Raw genomic sequence first — 21,448 nt, 5'->3', positions numbered from 1 at the left:
CAGATCGCGGCCGGCATCAACGCGGCGATCGTCAGGGCGCGCGCAACCGCAGATCGCACTTGACTCTGACAGAACCGCGATTGGATCACTCGCATGTTGCCCGATCGTTCCAGATCGGGACAGGCCTCGGTGACCATTGTGACAGCGTCGGCATCGTCCACCATCCCCACGCACGCCCTTCCGCCAGAGCGCCGCATGCCGGCCGGGCGACACGCGGGCGGGATCCGCCGGAGCCGGGTGCACGCGCCGCCGATCGGCACCCGGCGCGAGGGCACCCCCAACAAGCGGGTGATGGACATCGAGGACGCGCTGACCTGGGCCTATCGCCACGAACTGCCGAAGCGCCGCGAGGGTGAGGGCGACGGGCGGATGCGGGAGTTCCCGTCGATCTCGCCGATGTTCGCGATCTGCGCGCTCGGCGGCCGGGTCGAGAATTTCAGCCGCGAGCCCGGCTTCCCGGCGGCGATGGGCGAGCCGCACCCGGACGCCCTGATCATCGAGGCCGCCGTCGAGGAGCTGAAGGCGTTTGCCGCGCACCGCTTCGAGGGCGAGCTCGGGCTCCTAACTCACCTGCCCGCCGGCCTCGACGAGCATGCCGCCATGGCCCGCTCCATGGGGCAGCTCTTCGACCTCGTCCGGATCAAGGCCCGGCTCGGGGGCCGCCCGACCTTCGCCCGAACCCCGGAGCCCGCCGCGATCGTCGGCCGGGCCGGCAAGCCGATCATCTACGTGATGCGCCACGGCACGGAGCAGATCTGCGGCGCCGAGGGTAAGGACCGATATCCGAGCGGCGCCTACTGCGCGATCCAGTGGGAGGACCCCAAGGCGATCCTGATCGAGCGGGCCGACTATGCGGCGTGGTGGGCGGCCATCGACCTGTTGGCGCACCGCCTGTCCGGCCGGCTCGCCGGCATCAGCGTGCTGCCGCCGGCGGCCGCGCAGCGCCCCTGGGCCGGCGAGGTCGACGCGGGCAAGCCCCGGCGCCTCCTCGATGCCCCGGCGAGCCGGGCTCGGCTCCGCGACCAACAGGAGAACGAACTGGTGCGGCGGCTGCTGGCGCACCGGCGGCGGAACAGCCCGCGGAAGCGGCCGGCGGCGAAGCCGGCCGAGGCGGCGACGGGCTGAGGAGCCATGTACCCTTCACCCCCATATGAGGTGATCGGTCTGGCGCCATGATCCGTTGCGTCCACTACGTCGGCTTCCGCGATGACCGCTACTGGAACGCCTACCGGATCTACGGCGGCCCGCGCGTGATCCACCGTCGCTGGGATCGGCGGGCGCGGCGGGATATCGGCGTCGACGACGTGGTGATCTTCGCAGAGGGCGATGAGCATCAGCCCATCGCCGCGCGCAACGGCGACGACCTCGACGAGCGGTTTTTATGAGCCGTTCCATGCCGGGTTGACTGCGGTCAACCGCTTGACGTATAGGGATGACGCAGAATTTTAAGACGGCCTCGGCGGAACCCCGCTCGGGGCCGTTGTCGTTTCAGGGCCGGGTCCGTGCGCGATATGGCATTCCGCAGGCAGACCGATCGTCATCACCGATCCTGCGCGCGAGCGAGGCCCGAGCTCATCCAGGCGTAGCGCCCCTGCTGCACCTTCCCCTTCCGCTCCCCGCAGCGGGCGCGATCTGATAGGATCGACCCGATGACGGATCCGCGGCCGTGACCAGCCAGGACATCGAGCGGCGTCTGCACGGCCTGTGCCTGCTGGCGGACCGCTACCGTCAGCCCGGCCCGCGCCGGACCACCGAAACCTGCATGATCGAGTTCGAGGAGATCCGCGACACGGCGCGGCGGCTCTACCGCGAGCTCACCGGCTCCTGGCCGCGCCACGCCGGTGACGGCGAGGCCCCGCCGGCGCGGCGTCCCACGCCGGCGGCGCCGAGCGCGGTCCTGCGCGACCGCGAGCGGCGTCGGGCGAGCGCACAGCGGGCCTGATCCGAAGCGCGGCCGGTTCCGACAACTCCCCTTGTCGGAGGTAATTTACCGGTTCGACAGCCACCCTGTCCGCCTATTTGCGATCCCAAAGCGGCGGGCACCGTTGCAGCAACCCGCGCTCGTGCGCCTCGACCTCAAGCGCGTGCGCGACGCGCTCGATCGAATGATCGGAGCCCAACGCCTCGGCCTCACGTCGGCACGCGGCCGTCACGACGGCGTCGGGCTTCGATTGGTCCGCATCAAAGATCGCGTTCCGTCGCAGGGCGCGAAGGCTTTCCCAGAAGTCGCCGCTCGCCTTCGGTAGCTGTGCCATCGTTCGCTTTCCTCCGTTCGACGGATGCCCCGTCCGCCGCCGCGATCCCCGCAACCTTTAGCAGCGACCTCAAGACCACGCGCTGACGGATCTATGCGATGACGCTTCTGCCGGTGCCGGTCGCACCGGCGGAGCCGCCGCCGGACGAGTGCGCGCTGGCCGTCTTCACGTCCTCGATCGAAAGCGCGGCCGCCTACGCCGCCGAGGCGAAGTCGCCCCGGACCCGAGCCGCCTACCGCGCCGCGGCGACCGCCTTCGCCGCCTGGTGCCGGTCCGCCGGTCATCCGGTCGGCCTGCCCGAGGAGCCCGCCTCGGTTGCGGTGACCGCCGCCTACCTCGCGGCCATGGCCGATCGCGGCGCCAAGGCCTCGACGATTGATCTGCACACCGCCGCGATCGCCTTCGCGCATCGTGCCGCCGGCCACGAGCCGCCGACCAGCTCGGAGGCGGTGAAGGCCGTCGTCCGCGGCATCCGCCGGCGGATCGGCACGAAGGTGACCCGCAAGGCGCCGGCGACCGCCGACGCGCTCAAGAAGATCCTGAAGCGCATCCCGGAGACGCTGGTCGGCAAGCGCGATCGCGCGCTGCTGCTGATCGGCTTCGCCGCGGCGCTCCGGCGCTCCGAGCTGGTCGCGCTCCAGGTCTCGGACCTCGAACGCTCGGCCGAGGGCGTCATCGTCCACATCGCGAAATCGAAGACCGACCAGGAAGGTGCCGGCCACACGGTGCCGGTCCCGGCCGGCTCCAAGCTGAAGCCGGTCCAGGCGCTCGACGCTTGGCTCTCGGCCGCGGCGATCGCCTCGGGCCCGGTGTTCCGGCCGGTGGCCAAGGGTGGCCGCGTCGGCCTCGTTGCGCTGACCGACCGCTCCGTCGCGCAGATCGTCAAGGATCGCGCGGGCTCGGCGGGTTTCGATGCGGCGCTGTTCTCGGGCCACTCGCTCCGGGCCGGCTTCGTGACCTCGGCCCTCGAGGCCGGGGCGGACCTCCTCAAGGTCATGGACGTCACCCGCCACACCCAGGTCGACACGCTGAAGGCGTACGACCGCCGGGCCCAGGCCTTCAAGAACCACGCCGGGAAGGGCTTTCTGTGATGTCGATCGAGCTTGTGTACGAGCCGGCTGCGGGACCGCGCCCGTACCTGCTGCGATGCCGACTGGCCGGCACGCTCATCGAGGCCGGCTACCCGACCCACGCGGCAGCGAGCGCCGCCAGGCCCGAGTTCGCGGCGATGCTGCGTGGGGGCTACCGTTCATGACGGCCGCCGAGAAGCGCCACGCCACCGCCGCCGCCAGGATGATCGCCGGCCTCCCGAAGGGCGGTGCCCTGGTGATCGTCCACGCCCACACCGCCATCCGCCCGATGAAGGCGCTGATCGCCGCACGGCGCGGCGCCGGGGTGGCGGCCGCGATGCGCGTCGTCGCCGCGCCGAGCCTGCGCGACGAGACGGCCATCGTCGGCGGCACCGCGCTGCCGGTCCACCGCGATCCGTTCGTGGCGACCTTCCGCGCCCACGCCCGGGCGATCCAGCCGCTGCTCCCGGAGATCCCGGCGCCGGCGACGCCGACCTCGTGGGGCTACGGATGCTGACCGCGGCCGAATACGATCGCCTGCCCGGCATCCTGCGCCGGATCGTCGACGCCGATCGCAGCAATGCGCCCTGGCTCAACGCGATCCGGGAGCCCGTCATCACCTTCAACGTCGCCAAGGCGGTAGGTCGCCGGCTGCAGCACCGCCGCGCACTCTCTGCCGAAGCCGACAAGCTCTACGGCCACCGCCTCGCCGGTACCGGGCCGGCAACCGTCTGATGCCTCGGGTCCGCGCGCGGCCGTTCCCCGGCGGCCTCGTGCTAGCCGCGCGGCGCCCGGCCGACCGCGCCTACGCCTTTCCACCCTCCTGCACGGTGCACTGACATGGACGAGGTCCTGATCCTCGTCGGCGATGCCGGCCCGCAGGCCGGCGCGCTCGCCCTGCCCGTGTGTGCCTCGCCGATCGCCGCCGCCCTCATCGTCGCGGCGATCGTCGCGCTCGCCGTCGTCGCCCTCTCGGGCCTCGAAGGCTCGGAAGGTCCCCGCCGATGAACCTGCTGAAGATCACGGGTGGGCCGCAAAGCGGCAAAACCCGCACTCTGATCAGTCTCGCTCGGGTGGCAGAGCGCTCCGATGTGGTGGTCTACGTCTCGCCCTGGATGCGGCGGGACGTCCACGGACTTCTCTACAGCGTCGGAATGCCCCTCGTGGTGAAGATGATCTCGGCCAGAACGGGACTGGAAGGTTTTCGCGGCCTACGACCCGCAATGGTGTTGATCGACGACATCAACGCACTTTCATGTTCGGAGCAGCATCGGCTTCTGAAAGCCTGCGAGATCGTCGGCGCCCGCCACGTCGTGACGGCCGGCCTATGACCGGATTCCTCGCCGTCGTCCTCGTCTGCGCCGTCGCCGTACCGGGGCCGGAATGCAGCCGCGACACCGCGCTCGACATCGCGATCCAGCCGGTGGCCTCGGTCGCCGCCTGCGGCCTTTCCGGCCAGGTCCTCGCCGCGCAGGCCTTCGGCCCGGCCGGGGACGGCCGCTACTTCAAGATCGGCTGCCAGCGCCGGAAGGTTTCGTGATGGCCGACGCCAAGCCGCTCGCGCCCATGGGCTCGCGGATCTGCGAGATCCTCGCGGCCCTCGACGACGCGATCGCGGACGAAGCCCGCCTGCGCCACGAGGAGCGCCGTCTCGCCGCCGAGCTCGCCCATGCAGGCCGGAAGGCCGAGAGCCTGCGCGGCGACCTCGACGTGGCGCTGGCGAGCGCCGCCGGCGCCGCAGGACTGGCCTGATGCCCTCGCGCTCGTCCATCCGCCGCGGGCTTTCGTGGAACCGTGTGCTGTCCGAGATGCTGCACGACCGCGCCACCCAGCCCGCGGTGCGCGAGGAACGCCTTCGCGTGCTCGCAGGGTTGCGCGCTGCGCCCGTCGTGGCCCTCAGCGCCTGGCGCGGGCGCTCCGGCAGGCGCTACGTCGTCCAGGTCCATGACATCGCCACCGCCGCGTCGATCGAGGCGCCCGGGAGCGTGATCCTCGGCGTGCGCCGGGACGAGGCCGGCATCGCTCTGCTCCTCGGCGCCGGCCATGCTGGCACGGTAGCCGAGGGCGCGCGCCTCGCCGCCTTGGATGGCGCCACCGAGATCCACCTACACCGCCTCGCCGACACGGTCGCCGAGCGAGACGCGATGGTCGGCGATCTGGTCGACCACGAGGGTGCGTGAGGCGCGGCGCTGATGTTCCGGGGATGGCTGCGACGGCACATCCGGGCGATCGTCCGGGCGCTCGCAAACCAAGGCCAATCGGCCTAGACTGATCTCGCTCTGAAAAGAGGCGGGAGCCGGGGTGCTGGACACACCCCGAACCGCGTGGGTGGTCCACGCATGACCGCAGCAAGGCCTTTACCGAGGCCACCCCGCCACCCGTCGACGGGCCGGGGCACCCTGCATCAGGTTATGCCCGAAAACCATTCCTGTTCGGCCGCGCCAGCTCCCGGCGCGGATCAGCTCCCCGCGCCGGCGATCGCCCGGCGCGGGGATGTCTGGCGCCTCGGCCCGCACCGTCTCGTGTGCGGCGACGCCACCGACCCCGCCGACGTCGCCACGGCCCTTGCCGGCGCGGTGCCGCACCTGATGGTGACGGACCCGCCCTACGGCGTGAGCTACGATCCGGGCTGGCGCGCGGTGATCGCTTCGGCCCACTCGACGCTCGCGACCGGCGCCGTCGCCAACGACGACCGCGCCGACTGGCGAGAGGCCTGGGCTCTGTTCCCGGGCGACATCGCCTACGTCTGGCACGGCGCACTGAATGCCAGCGCCGTCCAGGACAGCCTTCGCGCCGCGGGCTTTCTCACGCGATCCCAGATCATCTGGGACAAGGGCCGGCTGATCATCAGCCGCGGGCACTACCACTGGCGCCACGAGCCGTGCTGGTACGCGGTGCGCAAGGGCCGCACGGCCCGCTGGGCCGGCGACCGGAAGCAGATGACGGTGTGGCTCATCCCGCACCGGCGTTCCGAGACCGGTCACGGCACCCAGAAGCCCCTCGAGGCGATGCGCCGACCGATCTTGAACCACACCGTAGTCGGGGATCGGGTCTACGATCCCTTCGTCGGCTCGGGGACCACGATCATCGCGGCCGAGGAGCTCGGCCGCATCTGCCACGCGATCGAGCTCGATCCGACCTACGTCGACACCGCCGTGAAGCGGTGGGAGGCGGCCACCGGCCGGACGGCGACCCTCGTTCGCGCGATCGCCGAACAGGCCGCCTGACGAAGGCCGATCCGCAGACGGCCGCGCTTCCGATAACCGCCCTTGTCGGAAGTAAAACGGTCGCCTCGGGTTCGGGCGATCGCCACACCAAACCGAGTTCCGAAATGCGCTGTTCCACGTGCCCCAGCGATCGGCAGGATTTCTGCCGGCGCGAGGGCTGCTACGCGAAGCTCGTCGAGCTGCGGCACGCCACGATCGTCGTAGTCGATGAGGCGGACCCGGCGCCGCGCCCCGCCTTGGGCAGCCCTGCTCCGGTGTTGGGCCCGATCCGTGGGTCGTTTCACGAGCTCCTGACGCAGATACGCATGCGGCCCGCAGCGCCGGTCCTCGACGACCTCGGCCTGCAGGTGAAACGTCTCGACGTCGAGCACGGCGACATCCTCGTCGTCCGGACGGCGAAGACGCTGACCAGGGCGGAGGCCAATGCCGTCGAGGCCATGGTCTCGGGCCTCGCTCGCCGGCACGGCGTGCGCGACGTCTCGGTGATGGTGCTCGACGCCCGCACCGACCTGACCGTCGAGCGCCCGGGCGCGGCCGATACTCGCATGCAGCACCAAGCGCCGCGCGTGGTGCCGATCGTCTCGCGGTGACCCATGCAGAAGCTGATCAGGATCGGCAACGAGCCGATCTGCACGAACTGCCGCTTCTACGCGGCCGCGAACAGCGAGGCCGGCGAGTGCCGTCGCTTCGCCCCCGACCACGGCGACGACACGCGCCTAGCCATCTGGCCGCTGCTTGCGGCGGGTGACTGGTGCGGTGAGTTCGATGTGCGCCTTGTTGTCTCGGAGGACTGACGGATGCTGCGTCCCGCCTTCGCCGCCTGTCTCGGCGCTGCCTTCGGCGCGCTGACGATCAGCGCAGCGCGCGAGCGCTTCGCGGACATGCTGGTGCAGCCGGCCGAGGCCTACGGCCTGGCCTTCGTCTCGGCGGCCGCGTTCCTCCTCGCCATCCTCGTCCTCGCCTGCCGCGAGCCGGCCGAGCGTGCCACGGCCCCGCACTGCCGGCCCCGTCTCGGTGGCGGGCATCAGCCCTGCCGTGGCGGCTCGGGCCGCCCACAGCCCCCGACGACGGGCTCCGGCATCAGGCCGGCGCGGGCCTCGCGGCCCAAGCCGACGGCCACGTGACCTGCCGCTGCGGCGATCGCCGCGCCGTCCTCGCCGACGCGGCCCGCGCCGCCGCTCGCGGAAACCTCGGGGGCCTGCGCCCCTCTGCCGGCGCGCTGGGCCGCAGTCTCGCGGCCGACGCTCAGGACCTCGCCCGCGCGCTGACGTCTCGGACGCGGGCCGCGCTGCCCGCCAGCGCAGGGGTGACCCCCCCGGGGGGGCGCGGGTCCTTCCCAGGGGGTGACCCGCGTGCGGCCGTAATGGGCGCAGGTTGTGAGCGTATTTAGGGTTCGCGTTTTCGCGTTTCGGTTTCGCTTTCCGAGGGTGCCATGGAGGTCTCGACGGCCGATCTGGCCGAGATCCTGGGCGTCTCGGCCCGCCGGGTCCAGCAGCTGGCGGGATCGGGGGTCCTGCGCAAGCTCGGGCATGGCGAGTGGCTGCTGCCGGAGTGCGTGCAGGCCTTCGTCGAGCACAAGGTCCAAGGCGAAATCCGCCGGGCCACGAAGGGTGAGGCCAAGGGCGGCGACCGGCTCAAGGAGATCAAGGCCCGGCGCGAGGAGCTGAAGCTGGCGCGCGAGGAGCGCGAACTCGTGCCGCTGGCCGACGCGATCTTCGCCATGGATCAGGTCGCCGGCGCGATCGTGCTGGAGGTGAACAACGTCCCGGCCCGCTTCACGCGGGATCTCGATGCACGCGAGCGTCTGCAGGCCGAGATCGACGATGTCCTCACGAAGGTGGCCAAGCGCATCCAGAAATGCGGTGCGGCTCTACGAGCGGACCTCGACGCTGATCCTCCCGACGAAGAGGACGACGCCTGACGAATGGGGCGCGGACAACAGGGAGTATCCGCCGAGCTCGGGCTACCCGGGCAAGCGCAACCCGTACCTGACGCCCTACAGCGTGCCCTTCGGCCGGGCCGTCGCGCGGCGCCGCCACAGGCGCTGCGTCTACGTGGTCTCGGCCCAGAGCGGGAAGTCGGAGACCCTGCTCGACATCATCGGCCAGCGGCTCGACCAGCAGCCCGCGCCGATCCTCTACGTCGGGCCGAACAAGCAGTTCATCACGGAGCAGTGGGAGCCGCGCGTCATGGCGCTGCTCGACGAGGCCCCGAAGCTCGCCGCCAAGGTCGCCCGCGGCAAGCGGATGACCAAGACCCGCAAGGTCATCGCCGGCGTCCCCCTGCGCCTGGCGCATGCCGGTTCCTCGACCGCGCTGAAATCCGACCCCGCCTCGCTGGCGCTGACGGACGAGGCCGACGAGTTGATGGCCAACCTCAAAGGCCAGGGCGACCCGGTCGGCCTGATCGATGCCCGCGGCGACACCCACGCCGACTTCGTCCACGCGATGGTCTCCACGACCTCGCGCGGCTCGAAGGAGGTCGAGGTCGACCCGGTCTCCGGCCTCGAATTCTGGAAGGTCCAGCCGGCCGACGAGATCGAGTCGACGATCTGGAAGTTCTGGCAGTCCGGCACGCGCCATCACTGGACATGGCGCTGCCCGCATTGCGAGGAGCGGTTCGTCCCGCGCCTCGCGTGCCTGGAATACGACCACAAGGGCGACGAGGCGAAGACGACGCCGGCCCAGGCCCGCGCCTCGGCGCATCTCGTGTGTCCGCGCAACGGCTGCATCATCACCGACGCCGACAAGGAGGCGATCAGCACGACCGGCCTCGAGGTGGCCCCCGGCCAGGCCCTCGACGACGACGGGAACGCCGTCGGCGAACCGCCGGCGAGCGACACCTGGTCGTTGTGGGTGTCGGGCCTGTGCTCCCCGTTCCAGAGCTTCGGCGATCGCGCGGCGCGCTACGTCGAGGCGATCCAGTCCGGCGACCCGGAGAAGGTCCAGACGGTCACCAACGCCGTTTTCGGCGAGCTGTGGATGCCGTCGGGCGGTGACGCCCCGGAGTGGGAGGACGTGGCGGCCCGCCGGCTGCCCTACCGGTTCCGCGAGGTGCCGGACGGCGTCCTGTTCATCACCGCCGGCGTCGACGTGCAGAAGGACCGGCTCGTCTACGTCATCCGCGGTTGGGGCCTGCGCAACGAGTCCTGGCTGATCGAGCATGGCGAGCTCTACGGCGAGCAGCACGACACCCGGCTCGACGACATCTGGCTGGAACTCACCGACCTGATCGAGACGGAGTTCGCCGGCATCCCGGTTCGGCGCGTCTTCGTCGACGCGGGCTTCCGCCCCGGCAAGAGGGACGCCGGCGACGAGAACAAGGTCTACGAGTTTTGCAGACGCCACGCCCGCTTCGCATACCCGTGCAAGGGCTACGCGAAGCGGCAGACGCCGATCTCGGTCAACAAGATCGACGTGAAGCCGGTCGGCGGCACGCCGAGCTACGGGCTCGACCTCGTCCGCCTCGACTCGGACGTGATGAAGTCCTGGCTGCACGCGCGCATCCGCTGGCCGGAAGGCCAGCCGGGCGGCTGGCACATCTCGAAGGACACGACCGAGGATTACTGCCGCCAGGTCGTCTCCGAGGCCCGCATGAAGCGGCCCGGCGGCGGTGCGATCTGGATCTCGCGCTCGCGCAGGAACCACTTCCTCGATGCCGAGGCCCTGGCCTACGCGGCCGCCAGGATGATCGGCCTCGATCGTCTGCGGGACGACACGCCCCCGCCTCCGCGGTCCGGACCTGCCGCGGCACCGCCGGCGCGGGTGCCGACCTCGGTCGCGCCGGCCCCTGCGCCGTCCGTCGAAGCCCCGACGCGCGCCATCCCACCCTCGCCGGGCGGATGGTTCGACAACCGCACGGATGACTGGTTCGCCCGATGAACACCTGGACCTCGGCCGACCTCGCCAGCCTCGACAAGGCGATCGCTACCGGTGCCACCAAGGTGCGCTTCGCCGACAACCGCGAGGTCACCTACCGCTCGCTCGCCGACATGCGGTCGATCCGGAAGGAGATCGTCGAGGCCCTGACGGGGTCCGTGCCCATCGCGCGGACCACCTTCGTCGAGCATTCGCGGGACTGACCGGATATGTCCCTGGCCCTGAAGGCCCTCGCCTGGGTCGCGCCCGGCGCAGCGATCAAGCGCGCGCGCGCGCTTACGACGCTCGCCGGGCTCGACGGCACCCGTGCCTATGACGGAGCCCGTGGCGGGCGGCGCGGAGCGTCGTTCTCGGCCGGCGCCACCTCGGCCAACGTCGAGATCGGGCCGGCGCTTGCGCGCCTGCGCGACCGCTCGCGCGACCTCGTGCGCAACACCTCGGCCGGTGCACGCATCGTCGACATCCACGTCGGCCATACGATCGGCAACGGCATCAACGCGGTCCCCGACAACGGTTCGGACCGGATCGACAAGCCGCTGAAGCAGCTGTGGGAGGATTGGTGCGCCACCTCCGACATCGAGGGCATCAACTGCTTCGGCGGCCAGCAGGCGATCGCCTACCGCAGCATGCTCGAGGGTGGTGACTGCGTCATCCGCCGCATCCCGCTGCGGCGCGACAGCGGCGAGCGCGTGCCGCTGAAGCTCCAGGTGCTGGAGGGCGACTTCATCGATGCCGCCCGCGACCAGGGCGTGTTCGAGCAGCAGATGAGCCGCCTCGGCGTCGGCCTCGGGCCGTTCGACCGTCGCACCGGCTACTGGCTGCACGCCCAGCACCCGGGCGACTTCACCTTCCACGGCGCCCCCTACGCGTCGCAGTTCGTGCCGTTCTGCGATGTGATCCACCTCTACCGTCAGATGCGGGCCGGCCAGGTCCGCGGCGTGCCCGTCCTGGCGCCCGTGCTGATGAACGCGCGCGATCTCGCCGACGTCATGGACGCGATCGTCGTCAAGCAGCGGGTCGAGGCGTGCTTTGCCGGCTTCGTGACCAAGAAGGAAGACGGCGATCCCAGGATCAGCCCGAAGAAGGACGACGCGCGCATCGATCAGATGAAGCCGGGTATGCTGGCCTACCTCGACCAGGGGGAGACCATCACCTTCGGCCAGCCGTCGGGCCAGGGACAGTTCGAGCCGGTCTGGATCACCACGATGATGGGCATGTCGGCCGGGGCCGGGCTCACCTACGACCAAGTCACCGGCGACCTCCGGCAGGCGAACTATTCGAGCCTCAACGCCGGCGACATCCACCGTCGCCGCCTCTGCGAGCAGACCCAGAACCACCTGCTCGTCCCGCAAGTGATGCGCCGGACGACCGGGTGGTTCGTCGAAGCGGCGATCATGGCGGGCGAGCTGAAGCCGCGGAAGGGCGGCTACCGCTGGGACTACATCCTGCCGGCCGTCGAGCCGATCGACGCCCGGAAGGCGCTCGAGGCGGACATCCTGGCGGTGCGTGCGGGCAGGATGACCCCGCAGGAGTTCATCGCGAGCTGGGGCCAGGACTGGCGCAAGGTCATCGCCGACACCACGGCCTTCTTCCAGATGCTTGACAAACAGCCGGGCGGCCTCGTGCTCGATATCGACCCGCGCCGGGTCTCGCAGATCGGCGTCAAGCAGAACGAACCCAGCGCGCCCGCGGCACCGGGCGCCGAAGCGGCCTGAAGGACATCCCATGTCGATCCTGCTGCAGCTGCCGCGCGAGATGCGGTCGGTCGAGGTGCGCGCGGGCTCGTTCGACGAGACCGCCAACACCATCGACATCGTCTGGACCACAGGCGCCGCGGTCCGCCGCTACGATTACCGCTCGAGCACCAGCTACGACGAGGTCCTGGACCTCTCGCCGGGCGCCGTGCGCCTCGAGCGGCTGAACGCAGGGGCTCCGTTCCTCAACACGCACGGCAGCTACGACCTCAGCCAGGTCCTCGGCTCCGTCGTCCCCGGCTCCGCCAAGATCGAGGGCGGCCGCGGGCTGGCCACGATCCTGCTGTCCCGCGCCGCCGGCGACGCCGACATCGTCCAAAAGATCCGCGACGGCGTGATCCGCAACGTCTCAGCCGGCTACATCCGCCACCAGATCGAGAAGACGGAGTCCGACGACGGCGCTGTCGCGATCTGGCGGGTCACCGACTGGGAGCCCTGCGAAATCTCCGCCGTGCCGATCCCGGCCGATCCCGGGGCGCAGACCCGCTCGGCCCCGGCCGCCGAGCTGTTCCCGTGCGTCGTCACGATGCCGGGCCGGCGCGCGATCGCCGACGTCGCCCGTGCGCGGCTGCGCATGCAGGCCCGCCGTCTCGGCCTCCACGCCTGACGCCCTCCGCCTTTCCCAACGCCGCCTGTGCTCCGACGGGGCCGCAGGATCACGGTCGCTCGCCCCGTACAGCCCTTCGCAGGAACCCCTACGATGAATAAGCTCTTCCGGGCGGCGCCCACCCTCGGCCTGTCGCTCGCCTTCGCGCTCCTCGCGGTGGCGCTCTGCGTCGGCGCGCCGGACCTCGCCCACGCCGCCGTCCTCGCCAAGGCGACGGGCGCCCAGGCGCTCCACCACTGGCCCGACCTGTCGATCGCCAGCATCGGCCTCGCCGGCCTACGCGCCAAGGAAACCGACCTCGTCACCCGTGCCGCGGCGAAGTTCGCCGAGATCTCCGAGGATCTGGCGCCCGAGGCCATCCGCACGATCGAGACCGAGCACGCCGAGTTGATGACGCAGGTCGAGGCCGTGCGCGGCAAGATCGCCGAGGCGGAGAAGGCGCCGCCGGCCGACACCGCCGGCCAGCGCGCCGCCGCCCTGAAGGCCGAGCGGGAGCGCGCGTCCACCATCCGCGACCTCGGCCGCCGCGCCGGCATGAAGCAGGAGGAGATCGAGGCTGCGCTCGATGGCGACACCAGCGTCGATGCGTTCCGCACCCTCGTCTGCGACCAGATGCACGAACGTGCCGCGGCCGTGCCGACCGGCAGCGGCGCCCGGGCCCGCATCGTCGGCGCGACCGACGAGGAGAAGCGCGGCGCGGCGGTCGAGAATGCCCTGCTGCACCGCTTCGACCCCGGCACGCAGGAGCTGTCCGAGCAGGGCCGCCAGTACCGCGGCATGACGCTGCTGGAGATGGGGCGCGACCTCCTCGAGGCGCACGGCGTCCGCACCCGCGGCCTCTCGAAGCACGAGCTCGCCAGCGAGATGCTGATGGCCCGCATCCGGGTCGGCGACTTCTCGGTCCGCACGGGCGGCATGAACTCGACGGCGGACTTCCCGAACGTTCTGGCCAACGTGGCCAACAAGACCCTGCGCGCCGGCTACCAGGCCGCTCCGCAGACCTTCCGCCCGATCGTCCGCGTTGTCACCCTGCCGGACTTCAAGGACGTCTCCCGCGTCCAGCTCGGCGAGGCCCCGAAGCTCGAGAAAGTCAACGAGCACGGCGAGTTCAAGCGCGGGACGATGGGCGACTCGGCCGAGAAGTACCGGCTGGCGACCTTCGGTAAGATCGTCGGCATCACCCGCCAGGTCCTGATCAACGACGACCTCGACGCGTTCACCCGGGTGCCCCGTTCGTTCGGCGTCGCCGCGGCTAACCTCGAGAGCGACCTGGTCTGGGGCCAGATCACCGCCAACCCGGTGATGGGCGACGGTAAGACGCTGTTCCACGCCGCGCACGGCAACCTCGGCGTTGCCGGTGCGATCACCACCGACGTTGTCGGCGCGGGTCGTCAGCAAATGCGCGTGCAGACCGGCCTCGACGGCAAGACGCTGCTCAACATCAACCCGGTCTACATCCTGGTGCCGACCGCACTGGAGACCGCGGCCGAGAAATTCCTTGGCCAGATCTACCCGACCACGACCGCCGATGGCGTCCCGCAGTCGATGCGCAAGCTGATCGGCATCTCCGAGCCGCGCCTCGACGCCGCCTCGGCGACGAACTGGTACCTCGCTGGTGCTCCCGAGCAGATCGACATCGTTGAGCTCGCCTACCTCGAGGGGCAGCAGGGTCTCTTCACCGAGACCCGCATGGGCTTCGAGGTCGACGGCATGGAAGTGAAGGTCCGCCAGGACGTGGCCGCCAAGGTCATCGACTGGCGCGGCCTCTGGAAGAACCCGCAGTAACGCGGGCTTCCTCCCCATCGAGGAGCGAACCGGGCCGCCACAGCGCGGCCCTTCGCTTTTCCGGACCTCTCGCGTGAAGGCGCTCCACCATGAAGAACTACGTCCAGAAGGGTGACATCCTCACCGTCACCGCCCCCTCCGACGTCGCATCGGGCGATGGCGTCATCGTCGGCGCGATCTTCGGCATCGCTGGGATCTCCGCGCTGTCCGGCGCCGACGTCGAGATCGACGTCGAAGGCGTCTACGACCTGCCGAAGGTCTCCGCGCAACCCTGGACCCAGGGCGCGGCCGTGTACTGGGACGCCGCCGCCAAGAACGTGACCACCACGTCGGCGGGCAACACCAAGATCGGCGTCGCCGTCCTCGCTGCGGCCAACCCGTCGAGCGTCGGCCGCGTCCGTCTCAACGGCACGTTCTGATCCGATGCCCTCGCTGTTTGCCAGCCTCGCCGCCGTCGCCGGCGCGACGGTCGACGCGGTGTTCAGCGAGGGCTTCGTGCTGCTGCCGCAGTCCGACGCGGCGGCGCCCCTCGTCGGCGGCGTGCCGGACCGGAACGGCCGCCTGCGGCCGAGCGCGGTCCGCGAGGTCTTCGCCTTCGTCGGCACCTTCGTGGCGCCGGGCGCGGTGCTGCATGCCCACGGCCGCTCGCTCGCCGACAGCACGACGCGCCCCGTCGTCGGCGAGAAGCCGATGATCGATGTCGCCGTGGCCGCGCTCCCCCGGCGCCCCGAGAAGGGCGACCTGATCCGGCGCGACGAAACCGGCGAGACGTTCGAGGTGACGCGCTTCGTGCCGGAGGACCTGGGCCGCGCCTGGATCCACCTGGCCGAGCGGCGCCATGCCCAGGTGGGACCGGTATGAGCCTCGGTCTCACGGCCCTGCGGCTGCAAGCAGTTGCAGCCCTCAACAGCCATCCGGTGATCGCGAGGCTTTGCGACGGGCGCGTCTACGACTCGCAGATCGGCGACTTCGATCATCGTCAGCCCGTACCGGTGATCGTCGTCACGACCGAAGAACTGCACGGTGACGGCTTGTCCGCCAACAACGGCGGCACGCCCTTCGAAGACGCATGCGACCTGGTCCTCGAGGTCATGATGTGCGCGACCGAGGGGGCTGATGGAGAGACCGCCGTCGTCAACCCGGTGACGGACCGGGAGCTCGAGGCGGTGCTGAACCTCATCGCATGGTGCGCGGAGACCATGCTGACGCTTGGTCGACCGCATCCGGCCAACCGATCGACGCCCGAGGGGCGCCTGCTGCTCGCCGCCGTCACCCGGCGCGTCACGAAGAGAACGGTGTCCCGCTTTTCTACGGATCAGGCCGGGGTGAAGCTCGCCCTTCACCTCATCACCTTCCGGGTCGAGGTGAAAGGCGACGACAGGGGCGACGCGCGGTCACCGCCGTCCGGTCCGTATGCTGCGCTGCCGAACCCGCTGCGCAGCGTGTGCGAGGCGGCGCCCGAAGGATCGTCGGCCGAAGGCATCTGCCGCCTCCTGGTCGCAGCGCTTCCGCCCGTGCCCGTGCCGCGCGACGCCCCGACCGTCACCTTCGCCCTCAACCTAACGCCCGTCCCGGCCCCGAACGCGGGCACGCCGGCTACGGCGCAGTTTCCCCTCGACGGAAGCCTCTGATGGACAAGCGCGTGCACGTCACCCCGGCCGATGCGACGGCCACGATCCCCGATCCGACGCGGGGCCGCGATTTGCCCGCCGACGGCGCCGCCGTGGCCTGGAGCGCCTACTGGGCGAGCCTGGAGCGGCGCGGCGACGTGACGGTCTCCGAGCTCGCACCTGAGCCGTCCGACCCGGGCGCCGATGTGCCGGCCGAGCCCGAGCATCACGACGAGGCCGACGCCCACGCCTGAGGCGCGCTGACGGCTCCCACACCACCCCGAACCCCCTTCACGGGCCGCCCTCGAGCGGCCCTTTTCTTTGGAGCACAGCGCCATGGCCGCCAATCAGGTCGCCTTCAACCAGATCCCCGGCGACGTCCGCGTGCCGATGTTCCTGGCGGAGCTGAATTCCGGGCCACCGAGCTATTCCGGCAATTCCCGGCAGATCGTGATCGGGCGCGCGCTCACCGGATCGGTCGCCGCGTCGTCGGGCAAGCCGGTGACCGTGGGCTCCTCCGATCCGAACACCATCGCCGGCCCCGGCTCGATCGGCGCCGAGCAGCTCCTCTATGCCCGTCGCCGCAACCCGATCGGCGAGCTCTGGTTCGTCAGCGCCGCCGATCCGGCGAACGCCGTCGCGGCGACCGGCACCGTCACGATCGCCGGCACGGCCACGGGTCCGGGCACCCTCACCCGCTACGTCGGCGGCGAGCGCTACGACGTCAACGTCGCCACCGGCGACACCGCGACTGTCGTCGCCGCGGCGCTCGCCGCGCGCATCGGCCAGGGCTACGCCAAGTTCGGGCGCCGCATGCTGCCGGCGGTCGCCGCCGCCTCCGCCCTCGGCGTCGTGACGCTGACCGGTCGCCACGGCGGCACCGAGTGCAACGGGATCTCGATCCTCGCGGGCCTCGATGGCGACGAGGTCGAGGTCCCCGGGCTCACCGTCACGATCGCCGCGATGTCGGGCGGGGCGGGCGACGTCGACATGGCCGACGCCCTGTCCCGCCTCGGCTCGCAGGCGTTCGATTTCATCGGGGGCCCCTACTCGACCACGGCGCAGCTCAACGCCGCCCGCGACTTCCTCAACAACCGCTGGTCGCCGCTGGTCGGGCTGCAGTGCCACTACTGCACCGGCTACGAGGGCAACCTTTCGGGTCTGACGGCCTTCGGCCTGACGCGCAACGATCCGCACGTGACGGTGCTCGGCCTCAACAAGCTGCCGCACCCGCGCTGGTCGATCGTCGCCGCGCTCGACGGCGAGATCGCCTTCCTCAAGAACCTCGGCCGCAGCCTGAAGACGGCGATCGAGATCGCCCGACCGATGCAGACCCGCGTGCTGGAGGGCCTGCGCCCGCCGGCCGACCCGAACGACCGCTTCGCCGCGGCCGACCGCGACTCGCTCCTGCGCAACGGCATCTCGACCACCGTCGTCACGGAAGACGGCCAGATCGCCTGCGACCGCATCATCACCACCTACCGCGTCAACGCGGCGGGCCTGCCCGACACCAACCTGCTCGACATCGAGAAGTTGATGATCGGCATCTACGTCACGCGCTACATGAAGCAGAAGCTCGTGGGCACCTATCCCCGTCACGTGATGATGGAGGACAACCCCGGCCTCATCCAGGGCGTCGTCACCCCGCCGCAGGCGCGCGGCACCGTGATCCACGCCTACGAGGATCTGCATCAGGCCGGGCTCGTTCGGCAGGTCGATCTCTTCGTCGCCAACCTCATCGTCGACTTCGACTACGAGAGCGACCGCGCGAACTTCTACCTGCCGACCGCCGCCGCCGCGGCCCTGCGCGTGTTCGCCGCCAACGTGACGCTCTTCAACAACCTCGACGATCAGAACGCCTCCGGCCTCTGAGCCGCCTCCGGTCGCCTCACCGCGGCCGGGCTCGCGTCCGGCCGTCCTCGACCCATCACACCTGATCAGCGGGAGCATCCTCCATGGACACGCAGGGCGGCCGGTACTCGGCCACCATCAACGGCAAAGCCTTCTCCGGCCGCGCCGAAGCCAAGCTCAAGCCGGCCCGCGGCACGCCGGAGAACGGCGTCAACTGGAACGGCAAGGGCTTCAGCTTCGTCAAGCCGCAGCTCTCTGCGGTCGAGCTGACCTTCGATCGAGGCCAGGGTCTCAAGTGGGACGAAGCCATGATCCTCCAGAGCATCGACCTCACCTTCGTCGAGGACGATGCCCGCGTGGCGCATTACTTCACCGCCGCCCGCTGGTCGGGCGAGCCCGAGATCAACACCAAGGACGGTGAGGTCTCCGGCATGAAGATCGAGTCCGATCAGTACCGCAGCGAAGTGATCTGACCGGCCCCGCCCGGCGCGTCGCCGCCGGGCGCCTCACCCCGTCCCGAACCATCGGCGCCCGCTCGGCGCACGCACGTCAGAGGTCACCGTGGCCAACGCAATCGTCGTCCTGGACAAGCCCCTCGTCGGGCACGGCGTCATCCGCCAGCTCGAGTTCCGCGAGCCGAAGTGGGACGAGATCATGGACATCGGCGACCCCTACGTCTGGACGCCGGCGCCCGGCGACGACAGGCACGTCGTCGCGACACCGATCCCCGAGGCGGTCAAACGCTACGCCGACCGCCTGATCGCCGACGGCGACAAGCCCGGCGACCCCATGCTGCTGCCGCGGCTCGGCATCCGCGACACCTTCAATGTCCGGGATGCGATCATGGCTTTTTTCCTCGGCGTCGATCCGCGGGTGCTCGCTGGCTCGACGCCGTCGCCGACGAGCTCGTCTTCGATTGCGGATGGCAGCCCGACGCCGTCGGAAGGCTGAGCGTCTCGCAGATGCTGTACTGGCACGGCCGCGCCGTCGACAAGGCCGAGCGGCGCCGCCGCGAAAGGCGATAGGACATCTCCATGGCGGCGCGCACGGTCGAGGCCCGGCTCCTCATCTCCGGCGAGGATCGCGGCGCCGCCGCCGCGATCGGCCGGGTGACGAAGGCGATCGAGGGCGTCGCCAGGGCCGGGAAGGTGTCGGCCGAGGTCAAGCGCCTCACCGATCAGCTCAACCGCGCCGGCGAAGCCGCCAGGGCGGCCGAGCGCGTGAGAGCCGCCGGCAACGCCGTCGCCTCGGCCGGCATGGGCTTCAAGACGGCGGAAGCCCGCGTCAAGCAGCTCTCCGCCGCCCTCGACGCGGCGCGCGCCGCCGCGCGCCAGTTCGAGGGTGTGAAGGCTCTCAACAAGTCGGGCGCGATCGCGCAGGAGATGGCGCAGGCCGCCGCACGCGTGAAGGACCTCGATACGCAGCTCAAGGGCGCGCAGCGGGCCCTCAAGGGCACGGCCTCGGCGATGAACGGGCAGGTCGAGGCGGCGCGCGCCGCGCGCTCGGCGCTGAACGCCTACGGCGTGCCGGTCACCAGCCTGGAGGCGCATCAGCGCGCGCTGAAGGGCACGATCGAGGCGACCACCAAGGCGATCCGCGACCAGAACCGCGAGGCGGCGCGCACGAGCGAGGTCAAGCGGCTCGCGATCCAGCGCCGGCAGGAGGTCGCCGCGCAGCGCGCCGCGCTCGGCGATCAGATCGCAGCCCACCGCGCGCGGGTCCTGCAGGACACCCTCGAGCGCCGGGAAGCACGGCGAGATGCCTGGAAGGGCGCGGCCGGCATCGTCGGGATCGGCGCCGTGCACAAGGCCGAGCATTTCGGCAAGCACGCCCTGCACACCTATCAGGAATTCGACAACGAGCGTCGGTTCGGCAAGGTCGTGATGGGCCTGACCGACGACCAGCAGAAGCCGCTGGTGGATCAGGCGATCCACATGGGCGCGACCACCCGCTACAACGATGTTCAGGTTCTGGAAGCCCAGCGTGAGCTGGCGGCCCGTGGACTGAACAAGGATCAGGTCCTCGGCTTGATGAGCCCGGCGGCCGACCTCGGCCAGTCCCTCGACCTGCGCCTGCCCGACGCCGTCAAGCAGATGGAAGGGGCGATCTTCGGCTTCAAGAAGGACATCAGCACGGTCGCGGCGGCGACTGCGTCGGCACGTCAGACCGCCGACGTGCAGGTGAAGGCGGCCAAGATCTCGGGCATGACGCCGGAGGACATCAGCCAGACCTACAAGTACGGCGCCACCTCGGCCCGGCTGTCGGGCGTGTCCGAGCAGACGTTGCTGGCGTTCGGCGGCATCTCGAAGAAGGCCAACATGGGCGGCGAAGAGGCGGGTGTCGCCTTCCGCGCCCTCATCGCCAACGCGCAGTCCCCGACGCAGAAAGCGCGGGAGGCGATGCTTGCCAACGGGCTCGACTATAAGACCTATCAGAAAAATCCGGAGAAGCTCGACGAAGCCGCATTCACAAAGCAGGTTGCCGCCAGTTACGGTGTCGAACTCGACAAGAACACGCGGGCGGGCATCAGCAAGATCTTCTCCGACAAGGCCCTGATCGCCAGCCCGGAAAAGTTTACGCCAGCGATCATGGATCTGCTGTCCGATAACCTCGGCGGAGACGACGCCAAGTCGAAGAAGAGCATCGCCGGCCTGGCCAACCGCTTCCGCAACGCATCGATGCAGGGCGTCGACACCAACGCGCTCATCGTCGACCTGATGAAGAAGCTGCCGGGCAACCTCGCCCTGGCGAATTCGATCTTCGGGCCGAAGCAGGGCAACCGCATCGCCAACGCCCTCGGCGATCCGGAAACGCTCAGGCACATGATCGAGGAGCTGCTGAACCACTCCGAAGGCTACGCCGCCAAGGTCTCGACCGAACGCATGGCCGGCTTCGACGGCGCCGTGAAGCGGTTCCAGGGCGCGGTCACGAACGTCGAAACGAAGCTCGGCCGTGCCTGGGACAACGACGGCAAGGGCGGCGCCCTGACCTGGGTCGCCGACAAGGCCGGCCACCTCGTGCAGTCGTTTGCCGAGTTGGACAACCGCGTCGTCCAGGCGACCACGGTGGTGGCGGCACTCGGTACCGCCTTCGTCGGCGTCAAGTCCATCGGCCTACTGGCCGGGGGGTTCGGCCTGAAGGGCTCGGCCGTCGCCTTGGCGGAGTCGGCCGCGGCGCTCAACGCCGCGGCGGCAAGGCTCGGGGTGAGCGGCGTTCCTGGCTCCGCCGCCCCGGCCGCTGTCGCAGGGGGAACGCTCCTCGGTCCTGCCGCGGTCGGCGCCGGCATCATCATGGGCGGGTCCGTCGCCTCGGTGATCGCCAAGAACGCGGTCGAGAACGAGACCTTCGCGGACGCGTACCTCGACAACTCCCTGCTCGGTGCCGACCCGGCCGGCTATGCGTTCGGGGCCG

General features: G+C 70.5%; 31 protein-coding genes. 30 read left to right on the top strand and 1 reads right to left on the bottom strand.

The genetic code is table 11. From position 1 onward, the window contains the following. The first annotated feature begins 237 nt into the window (after positions 1-237). The 3 genes from ACFE86_RS12965 to ACFE86_RS12955 all read left to right on the top strand — a co-directional run bounded on the left by ACFE86_RS12965 (position 238) and on the right by ACFE86_RS12955 (position 1,942). Entirely contained in the window at positions 238-1,125 is an 888-nt protein-coding gene (locus tag ACFE86_RS12965; RefSeq protein ID WP_375455744.1) for a hypothetical protein, read from the top strand. 47 nt (positions 1,126-1,172) lie between these two features. After that, positions 1,173-1,385 (top strand): hypothetical protein, encoded by a 213-nt coding sequence (locus tag ACFE86_RS12960; RefSeq protein ID WP_375455743.1) that lies wholly within the window; start codon positions 1,173-1,175, stop codon positions 1,383-1,385. A 281-nt stretch (positions 1,386-1,666) separates the two neighbouring features. Then, on the top strand, positions 1,667-1,942 hold the full coding sequence (locus ACFE86_RS12955; RefSeq protein WP_375455742.1) for a hypothetical protein: 276 nt from the start codon (positions 1,667-1,669) through the stop codon (positions 1,940-1,942). Between the two features lie 73 nt (positions 1,943-2,015). On the opposite strand, the gene ACFE86_RS12950 is transcribed toward ACFE86_RS12955, so the two are convergent. Then, entirely contained in the window at positions 2,016-2,255 is a 240-nt protein-coding gene (locus ACFE86_RS12950; RefSeq protein WP_375455741.1) for a hypothetical protein, read from the bottom strand. 98 nt (positions 2,256-2,353) lie between these two features. Here ACFE86_RS12950 and ACFE86_RS12945 point away from each other — a divergent pair, with 98 nt between their 5' ends. The 27 genes from ACFE86_RS12945 to ACFE86_RS12815 form a co-directional block, all read left to right on the top strand. Beyond that, the gene (locus ACFE86_RS12945) at positions 2,354-3,346 is read left to right on the top strand and encodes a site-specific integrase (RefSeq protein ID WP_375455740.1); all 993 of its coding nucleotides are present in this window, start codon (positions 2,354-2,356) and stop codon (positions 3,344-3,346) included. Beyond that, entirely contained in the window at positions 3,346-3,510 is a 165-nt protein-coding gene (locus ACFE86_RS12940; protein ID WP_375455739.1) for a hypothetical protein, read from the top strand. The genes ACFE86_RS12945 and ACFE86_RS12940 overlap by 1 nt, the downstream gene beginning before the upstream one ends. Then, positions 3,507-3,842: a hypothetical protein gene (locus tag ACFE86_RS12935; RefSeq protein ID WP_375455738.1), complete on the top strand. Its 336-nt coding sequence runs from the start codon at positions 3,507-3,509 to the stop codon at positions 3,840-3,842. The genes ACFE86_RS12940 and ACFE86_RS12935 overlap by 4 nt, the downstream gene beginning before the upstream one ends. After that, positions 3,836-4,060 (top strand): hypothetical protein, encoded by a 225-nt coding sequence (locus tag ACFE86_RS12930; protein ID WP_375455737.1) that lies wholly within the window; start codon positions 3,836-3,838, stop codon positions 4,058-4,060. Before ACFE86_RS12935 ends, ACFE86_RS12930 begins: the two co-directional genes overlap by 7 nt. Before the next feature lie 105 nt (positions 4,061-4,165). Continuing rightward, positions 4,166-4,333, top strand: coding sequence for a hypothetical protein (locus ACFE86_RS12925; RefSeq protein WP_375455736.1), 168 nt, complete (start codon positions 4,166-4,168; stop codon positions 4,331-4,333). Further along, positions 4,330-4,656: a hypothetical protein gene (locus ACFE86_RS12920; protein ID WP_375455735.1), complete on the top strand. Its 327-nt coding sequence runs from the start codon at positions 4,330-4,332 to the stop codon at positions 4,654-4,656. Before ACFE86_RS12925 ends, ACFE86_RS12920 begins: the two co-directional genes overlap by 4 nt. Further along, positions 4,653-4,865, top strand: a complete 213-nt coding sequence (locus ACFE86_RS12915; RefSeq protein ID WP_375455734.1) for a hypothetical protein — start codon at positions 4,653-4,655, stop codon at positions 4,863-4,865. Before ACFE86_RS12920 ends, ACFE86_RS12915 begins: the two co-directional genes overlap by 4 nt. Continuing rightward, complete coding sequence (locus ACFE86_RS12910) at positions 4,865-5,077, top strand: hypothetical protein (RefSeq protein WP_375455733.1); 213 nt, start codon at positions 4,865-4,867, stop codon at positions 5,075-5,077. Before ACFE86_RS12915 ends, ACFE86_RS12910 begins: the two co-directional genes overlap by 1 nt. Next, a complete protein-coding gene (locus ACFE86_RS12905) occupies positions 5,077-5,505 on the top strand; it encodes a hypothetical protein (RefSeq protein WP_375455732.1) in 429 nt (142 codons plus the stop codon). The genes ACFE86_RS12910 and ACFE86_RS12905 overlap by 1 nt, the downstream gene beginning before the upstream one ends. A gap of 342 nt (positions 5,506-5,847) precedes the next feature. Next, the gene (locus ACFE86_RS12900; protein WP_375455731.1) at positions 5,848-6,552 is read left to right on the top strand and encodes a DNA-methyltransferase; all 705 of its coding nucleotides are present in this window, start codon (positions 5,848-5,850) and stop codon (positions 6,550-6,552) included. 305 nt (positions 6,553-6,857) lie between these two features. Beyond that, complete coding sequence (locus tag ACFE86_RS12895) at positions 6,858-7,142, top strand: hypothetical protein (protein WP_375455730.1); 285 nt, start codon at positions 6,858-6,860, stop codon at positions 7,140-7,142. Positions 7,143-7,145: 3 nt separating this feature from the next. Next, a complete protein-coding gene (locus tag ACFE86_RS12890; protein WP_375455729.1) occupies positions 7,146-7,346 on the top strand; it encodes a hypothetical protein in 201 nt (66 codons plus the stop codon). A 3-nt stretch (positions 7,347-7,349) separates the two neighbouring features. Then, positions 7,350-7,676 (top strand): hypothetical protein, encoded by a 327-nt coding sequence (locus ACFE86_RS12885; protein ID WP_375455728.1) that lies wholly within the window; start codon positions 7,350-7,352, stop codon positions 7,674-7,676. A gap of 308 nt (positions 7,677-7,984) precedes the next feature. Beyond that, positions 7,985-8,473: a hypothetical protein gene (locus ACFE86_RS12880; protein WP_375455727.1), complete on the top strand. Its 489-nt coding sequence runs from the start codon at positions 7,985-7,987 to the stop codon at positions 8,471-8,473. After that, positions 8,415-10,433: a terminase gpA endonuclease subunit gene (locus ACFE86_RS12875; RefSeq protein WP_375455726.1), complete on the top strand. Its 2,019-nt coding sequence runs from the start codon at positions 8,415-8,417 to the stop codon at positions 10,431-10,433. Before ACFE86_RS12880 ends, ACFE86_RS12875 begins: the two co-directional genes overlap by 59 nt. Then, on the top strand, positions 10,430-10,633 hold the full coding sequence (locus tag ACFE86_RS12870; protein ID WP_375455725.1) for a phage head-tail joining protein: 204 nt from the start codon (positions 10,430-10,432) through the stop codon (positions 10,631-10,633). The genes ACFE86_RS12875 and ACFE86_RS12870 overlap by 4 nt, the downstream gene beginning before the upstream one ends. Positions 10,634-10,639: 6 nt before the next feature. Further along, on the top strand, positions 10,640-12,145 hold the full coding sequence (locus ACFE86_RS12865) for a phage portal protein (RefSeq protein ID WP_375455724.1): 1,506 nt from the start codon (positions 10,640-10,642) through the stop codon (positions 12,143-12,145). A 10-nt stretch (positions 12,146-12,155) separates the two neighbouring features. After that, entirely contained in the window at positions 12,156-12,791 is a 636-nt protein-coding gene (locus tag ACFE86_RS12860; protein ID WP_375455723.1) for an HK97 family phage prohead protease, read from the top strand. 93 nt (positions 12,792-12,884) lie between these two features. Further along, positions 12,885-14,576: a prohead protease/major capsid protein fusion protein gene (locus ACFE86_RS12855; protein ID WP_375455722.1), complete on the top strand. Its 1,692-nt coding sequence runs from the start codon at positions 12,885-12,887 to the stop codon at positions 14,574-14,576. Between the two features lie 89 nt (positions 14,577-14,665). After that, a complete protein-coding gene (locus tag ACFE86_RS12850; RefSeq protein ID WP_375455721.1) occupies positions 14,666-14,995 on the top strand; it encodes a DUF2190 family protein in 330 nt (109 codons plus the stop codon). Between the two features lie 4 nt (positions 14,996-14,999). After that, positions 15,000-15,437 carry a hypothetical protein gene (locus ACFE86_RS12845; RefSeq protein ID WP_375455720.1) on the top strand — a complete coding sequence of 146 codons (438 nt, stop codon included), beginning with the start codon at positions 15,000-15,002 and terminating at the stop codon, positions 15,435-15,437. Further along, positions 15,434-16,207 (top strand): hypothetical protein, encoded by a 774-nt coding sequence (locus tag ACFE86_RS12840; RefSeq protein WP_375455719.1) that lies wholly within the window; start codon positions 15,434-15,436, stop codon positions 16,205-16,207. Before ACFE86_RS12845 ends, ACFE86_RS12840 begins: the two co-directional genes overlap by 4 nt. Beyond that, positions 16,207-16,440: a hypothetical protein gene (locus ACFE86_RS12835; RefSeq protein ID WP_375455718.1), complete on the top strand. Its 234-nt coding sequence runs from the start codon at positions 16,207-16,209 to the stop codon at positions 16,438-16,440. Before ACFE86_RS12840 ends, ACFE86_RS12835 begins: the two co-directional genes overlap by 1 nt. A gap of 82 nt (positions 16,441-16,522) precedes the next feature. Next, positions 16,523-18,058 carry a phage tail sheath subtilisin-like domain-containing protein gene (locus ACFE86_RS12830; protein ID WP_375455717.1) on the top strand — a complete coding sequence of 512 codons (1,536 nt, stop codon included), beginning with the start codon at positions 16,523-16,525 and terminating at the stop codon, positions 18,056-18,058. An 83-nt stretch (positions 18,059-18,141) separates the two neighbouring features. Continuing rightward, entirely contained in the window at positions 18,142-18,510 is a 369-nt protein-coding gene (locus ACFE86_RS12825) for a phage tail tube protein (protein WP_375455716.1), read from the top strand. A gap of 88 nt (positions 18,511-18,598) precedes the next feature. Beyond that, a complete protein-coding gene (locus ACFE86_RS12820) occupies positions 18,599-18,988 on the top strand; it encodes a hypothetical protein (RefSeq protein ID WP_375455715.1) in 390 nt (129 codons plus the stop codon). 83 nt (positions 18,989-19,071) lie between these two features. Then, on the top strand, positions 19,072-21,448 hold a 2,377-nt coding region (locus ACFE86_RS12815), incomplete at its 3' end, for a phage tail tape measure protein (RefSeq protein ID WP_375455714.1).

Origin of the sequence: uncultured Methylobacterium sp., from assembly GCF_964244095.1 — a bacterium.
Taxonomy (GTDB): Bacteria; Pseudomonadota; Alphaproteobacteria; order Rhizobiales; family Beijerinckiaceae; genus Methylobacterium.
Note: the sequence above shows the minus strand (reverse complement) of the source record. Positions and strands in the feature narration are given on the sequence as shown.

Excerpts from the sequence above, each read along its gene's own strand:
- ACFE86_RS12930 (WP_375455737.1), top strand. The coding sequence starts at position 3,836 with ATGCTGACCGCGGCCGAATACGATCGCCTGCCCGGCATCCTGCGCCGG.
- ACFE86_RS12960 (WP_375455743.1), top strand. The coding sequence starts at position 1,173 with ATGATCCGTTGCGTCCACTACGTCGGCTTCCGCGATGACCGCTACTGG.
- ACFE86_RS12950 (WP_375455741.1), bottom strand. The coding sequence starts at position 2,255 with ATGGCACAGCTACCGAAGGCGAGCGGCGACTTCTGGGAAAGCCTTCGC.
- ACFE86_RS12890 (WP_375455729.1), top strand. The coding sequence starts at position 7,146 with ATGCAGAAGCTGATCAGGATCGGCAACGAGCCGATCTGCACGAACTGC.
- ACFE86_RS12830 (WP_375455717.1), top strand. The coding sequence starts at position 16,523 with ATGGCCGCCAATCAGGTCGCCTTCAACCAGATCCCCGGCGACGTCCGC.
- ACFE86_RS12845 (WP_375455720.1), top strand. The coding sequence starts at position 15,000 with ATGCCCTCGCTGTTTGCCAGCCTCGCCGCCGTCGCCGGCGCGACGGTC.
- ACFE86_RS12940 (WP_375455739.1), top strand. The coding sequence starts at position 3,346 with ATGTCGATCGAGCTTGTGTACGAGCCGGCTGCGGGACCGCGCCCGTAC.
- ACFE86_RS12840 (WP_375455719.1), top strand. The coding sequence starts at position 15,434 with ATGAGCCTCGGTCTCACGGCCCTGCGGCTGCAAGCAGTTGCAGCCCTC.
- ACFE86_RS12885 (WP_375455728.1), top strand. The coding sequence starts at position 7,350 with ATGCTGCGTCCCGCCTTCGCCGCCTGTCTCGGCGCTGCCTTCGGCGCG.
- ACFE86_RS12855 (WP_375455722.1), top strand. The coding sequence starts at position 12,885 with ATGAATAAGCTCTTCCGGGCGGCGCCCACCCTCGGCCTGTCGCTCGCC.
- ACFE86_RS12920 (WP_375455735.1), top strand. The coding sequence starts at position 4,330 with ATGAACCTGCTGAAGATCACGGGTGGGCCGCAAAGCGGCAAAACCCGC.
- ACFE86_RS12870 (WP_375455725.1), top strand. The coding sequence starts at position 10,430 with ATGAACACCTGGACCTCGGCCGACCTCGCCAGCCTCGACAAGGCGATC.
- ACFE86_RS12835 (WP_375455718.1), top strand. The coding sequence starts at position 16,207 with ATGGACAAGCGCGTGCACGTCACCCCGGCCGATGCGACGGCCACGATC.
- ACFE86_RS12850 (WP_375455721.1), top strand. The coding sequence starts at position 14,666 with ATGAAGAACTACGTCCAGAAGGGTGACATCCTCACCGTCACCGCCCCC.
- ACFE86_RS12915 (WP_375455734.1), top strand. The coding sequence starts at position 4,653 with ATGACCGGATTCCTCGCCGTCGTCCTCGTCTGCGCCGTCGCCGTACCG.
- ACFE86_RS12880 (WP_375455727.1), top strand. The coding sequence starts at position 7,985 with ATGGAGGTCTCGACGGCCGATCTGGCCGAGATCCTGGGCGTCTCGGCC.
- ACFE86_RS12865 (WP_375455724.1), top strand. The coding sequence starts at position 10,640 with ATGTCCCTGGCCCTGAAGGCCCTCGCCTGGGTCGCGCCCGGCGCAGCG.
- ACFE86_RS12905 (WP_375455732.1), top strand. The coding sequence starts at position 5,077 with ATGCCCTCGCGCTCGTCCATCCGCCGCGGGCTTTCGTGGAACCGTGTG.
- ACFE86_RS12935 (WP_375455738.1), top strand. The coding sequence starts at position 3,507 with ATGACGGCCGCCGAGAAGCGCCACGCCACCGCCGCCGCCAGGATGATC.
- ACFE86_RS12945 (WP_375455740.1), top strand. The coding sequence starts at position 2,354 with ATGACGCTTCTGCCGGTGCCGGTCGCACCGGCGGAGCCGCCGCCGGAC.
- ACFE86_RS12825 (WP_375455716.1), top strand. The coding sequence starts at position 18,142 with ATGGACACGCAGGGCGGCCGGTACTCGGCCACCATCAACGGCAAAGCC.
- ACFE86_RS12860 (WP_375455723.1), top strand. The coding sequence starts at position 12,156 with ATGTCGATCCTGCTGCAGCTGCCGCGCGAGATGCGGTCGGTCGAGGTG.
- ACFE86_RS12895 (WP_375455730.1), top strand. The coding sequence starts at position 6,858 with ATGCGGCCCGCAGCGCCGGTCCTCGACGACCTCGGCCTGCAGGTGAAA.
- ACFE86_RS12910 (WP_375455733.1), top strand. The coding sequence starts at position 4,865 with ATGGCCGACGCCAAGCCGCTCGCGCCCATGGGCTCGCGGATCTGCGAG.
- ACFE86_RS12925 (WP_375455736.1), top strand. The coding sequence starts at position 4,166 with ATGGACGAGGTCCTGATCCTCGTCGGCGATGCCGGCCCGCAGGCCGGC.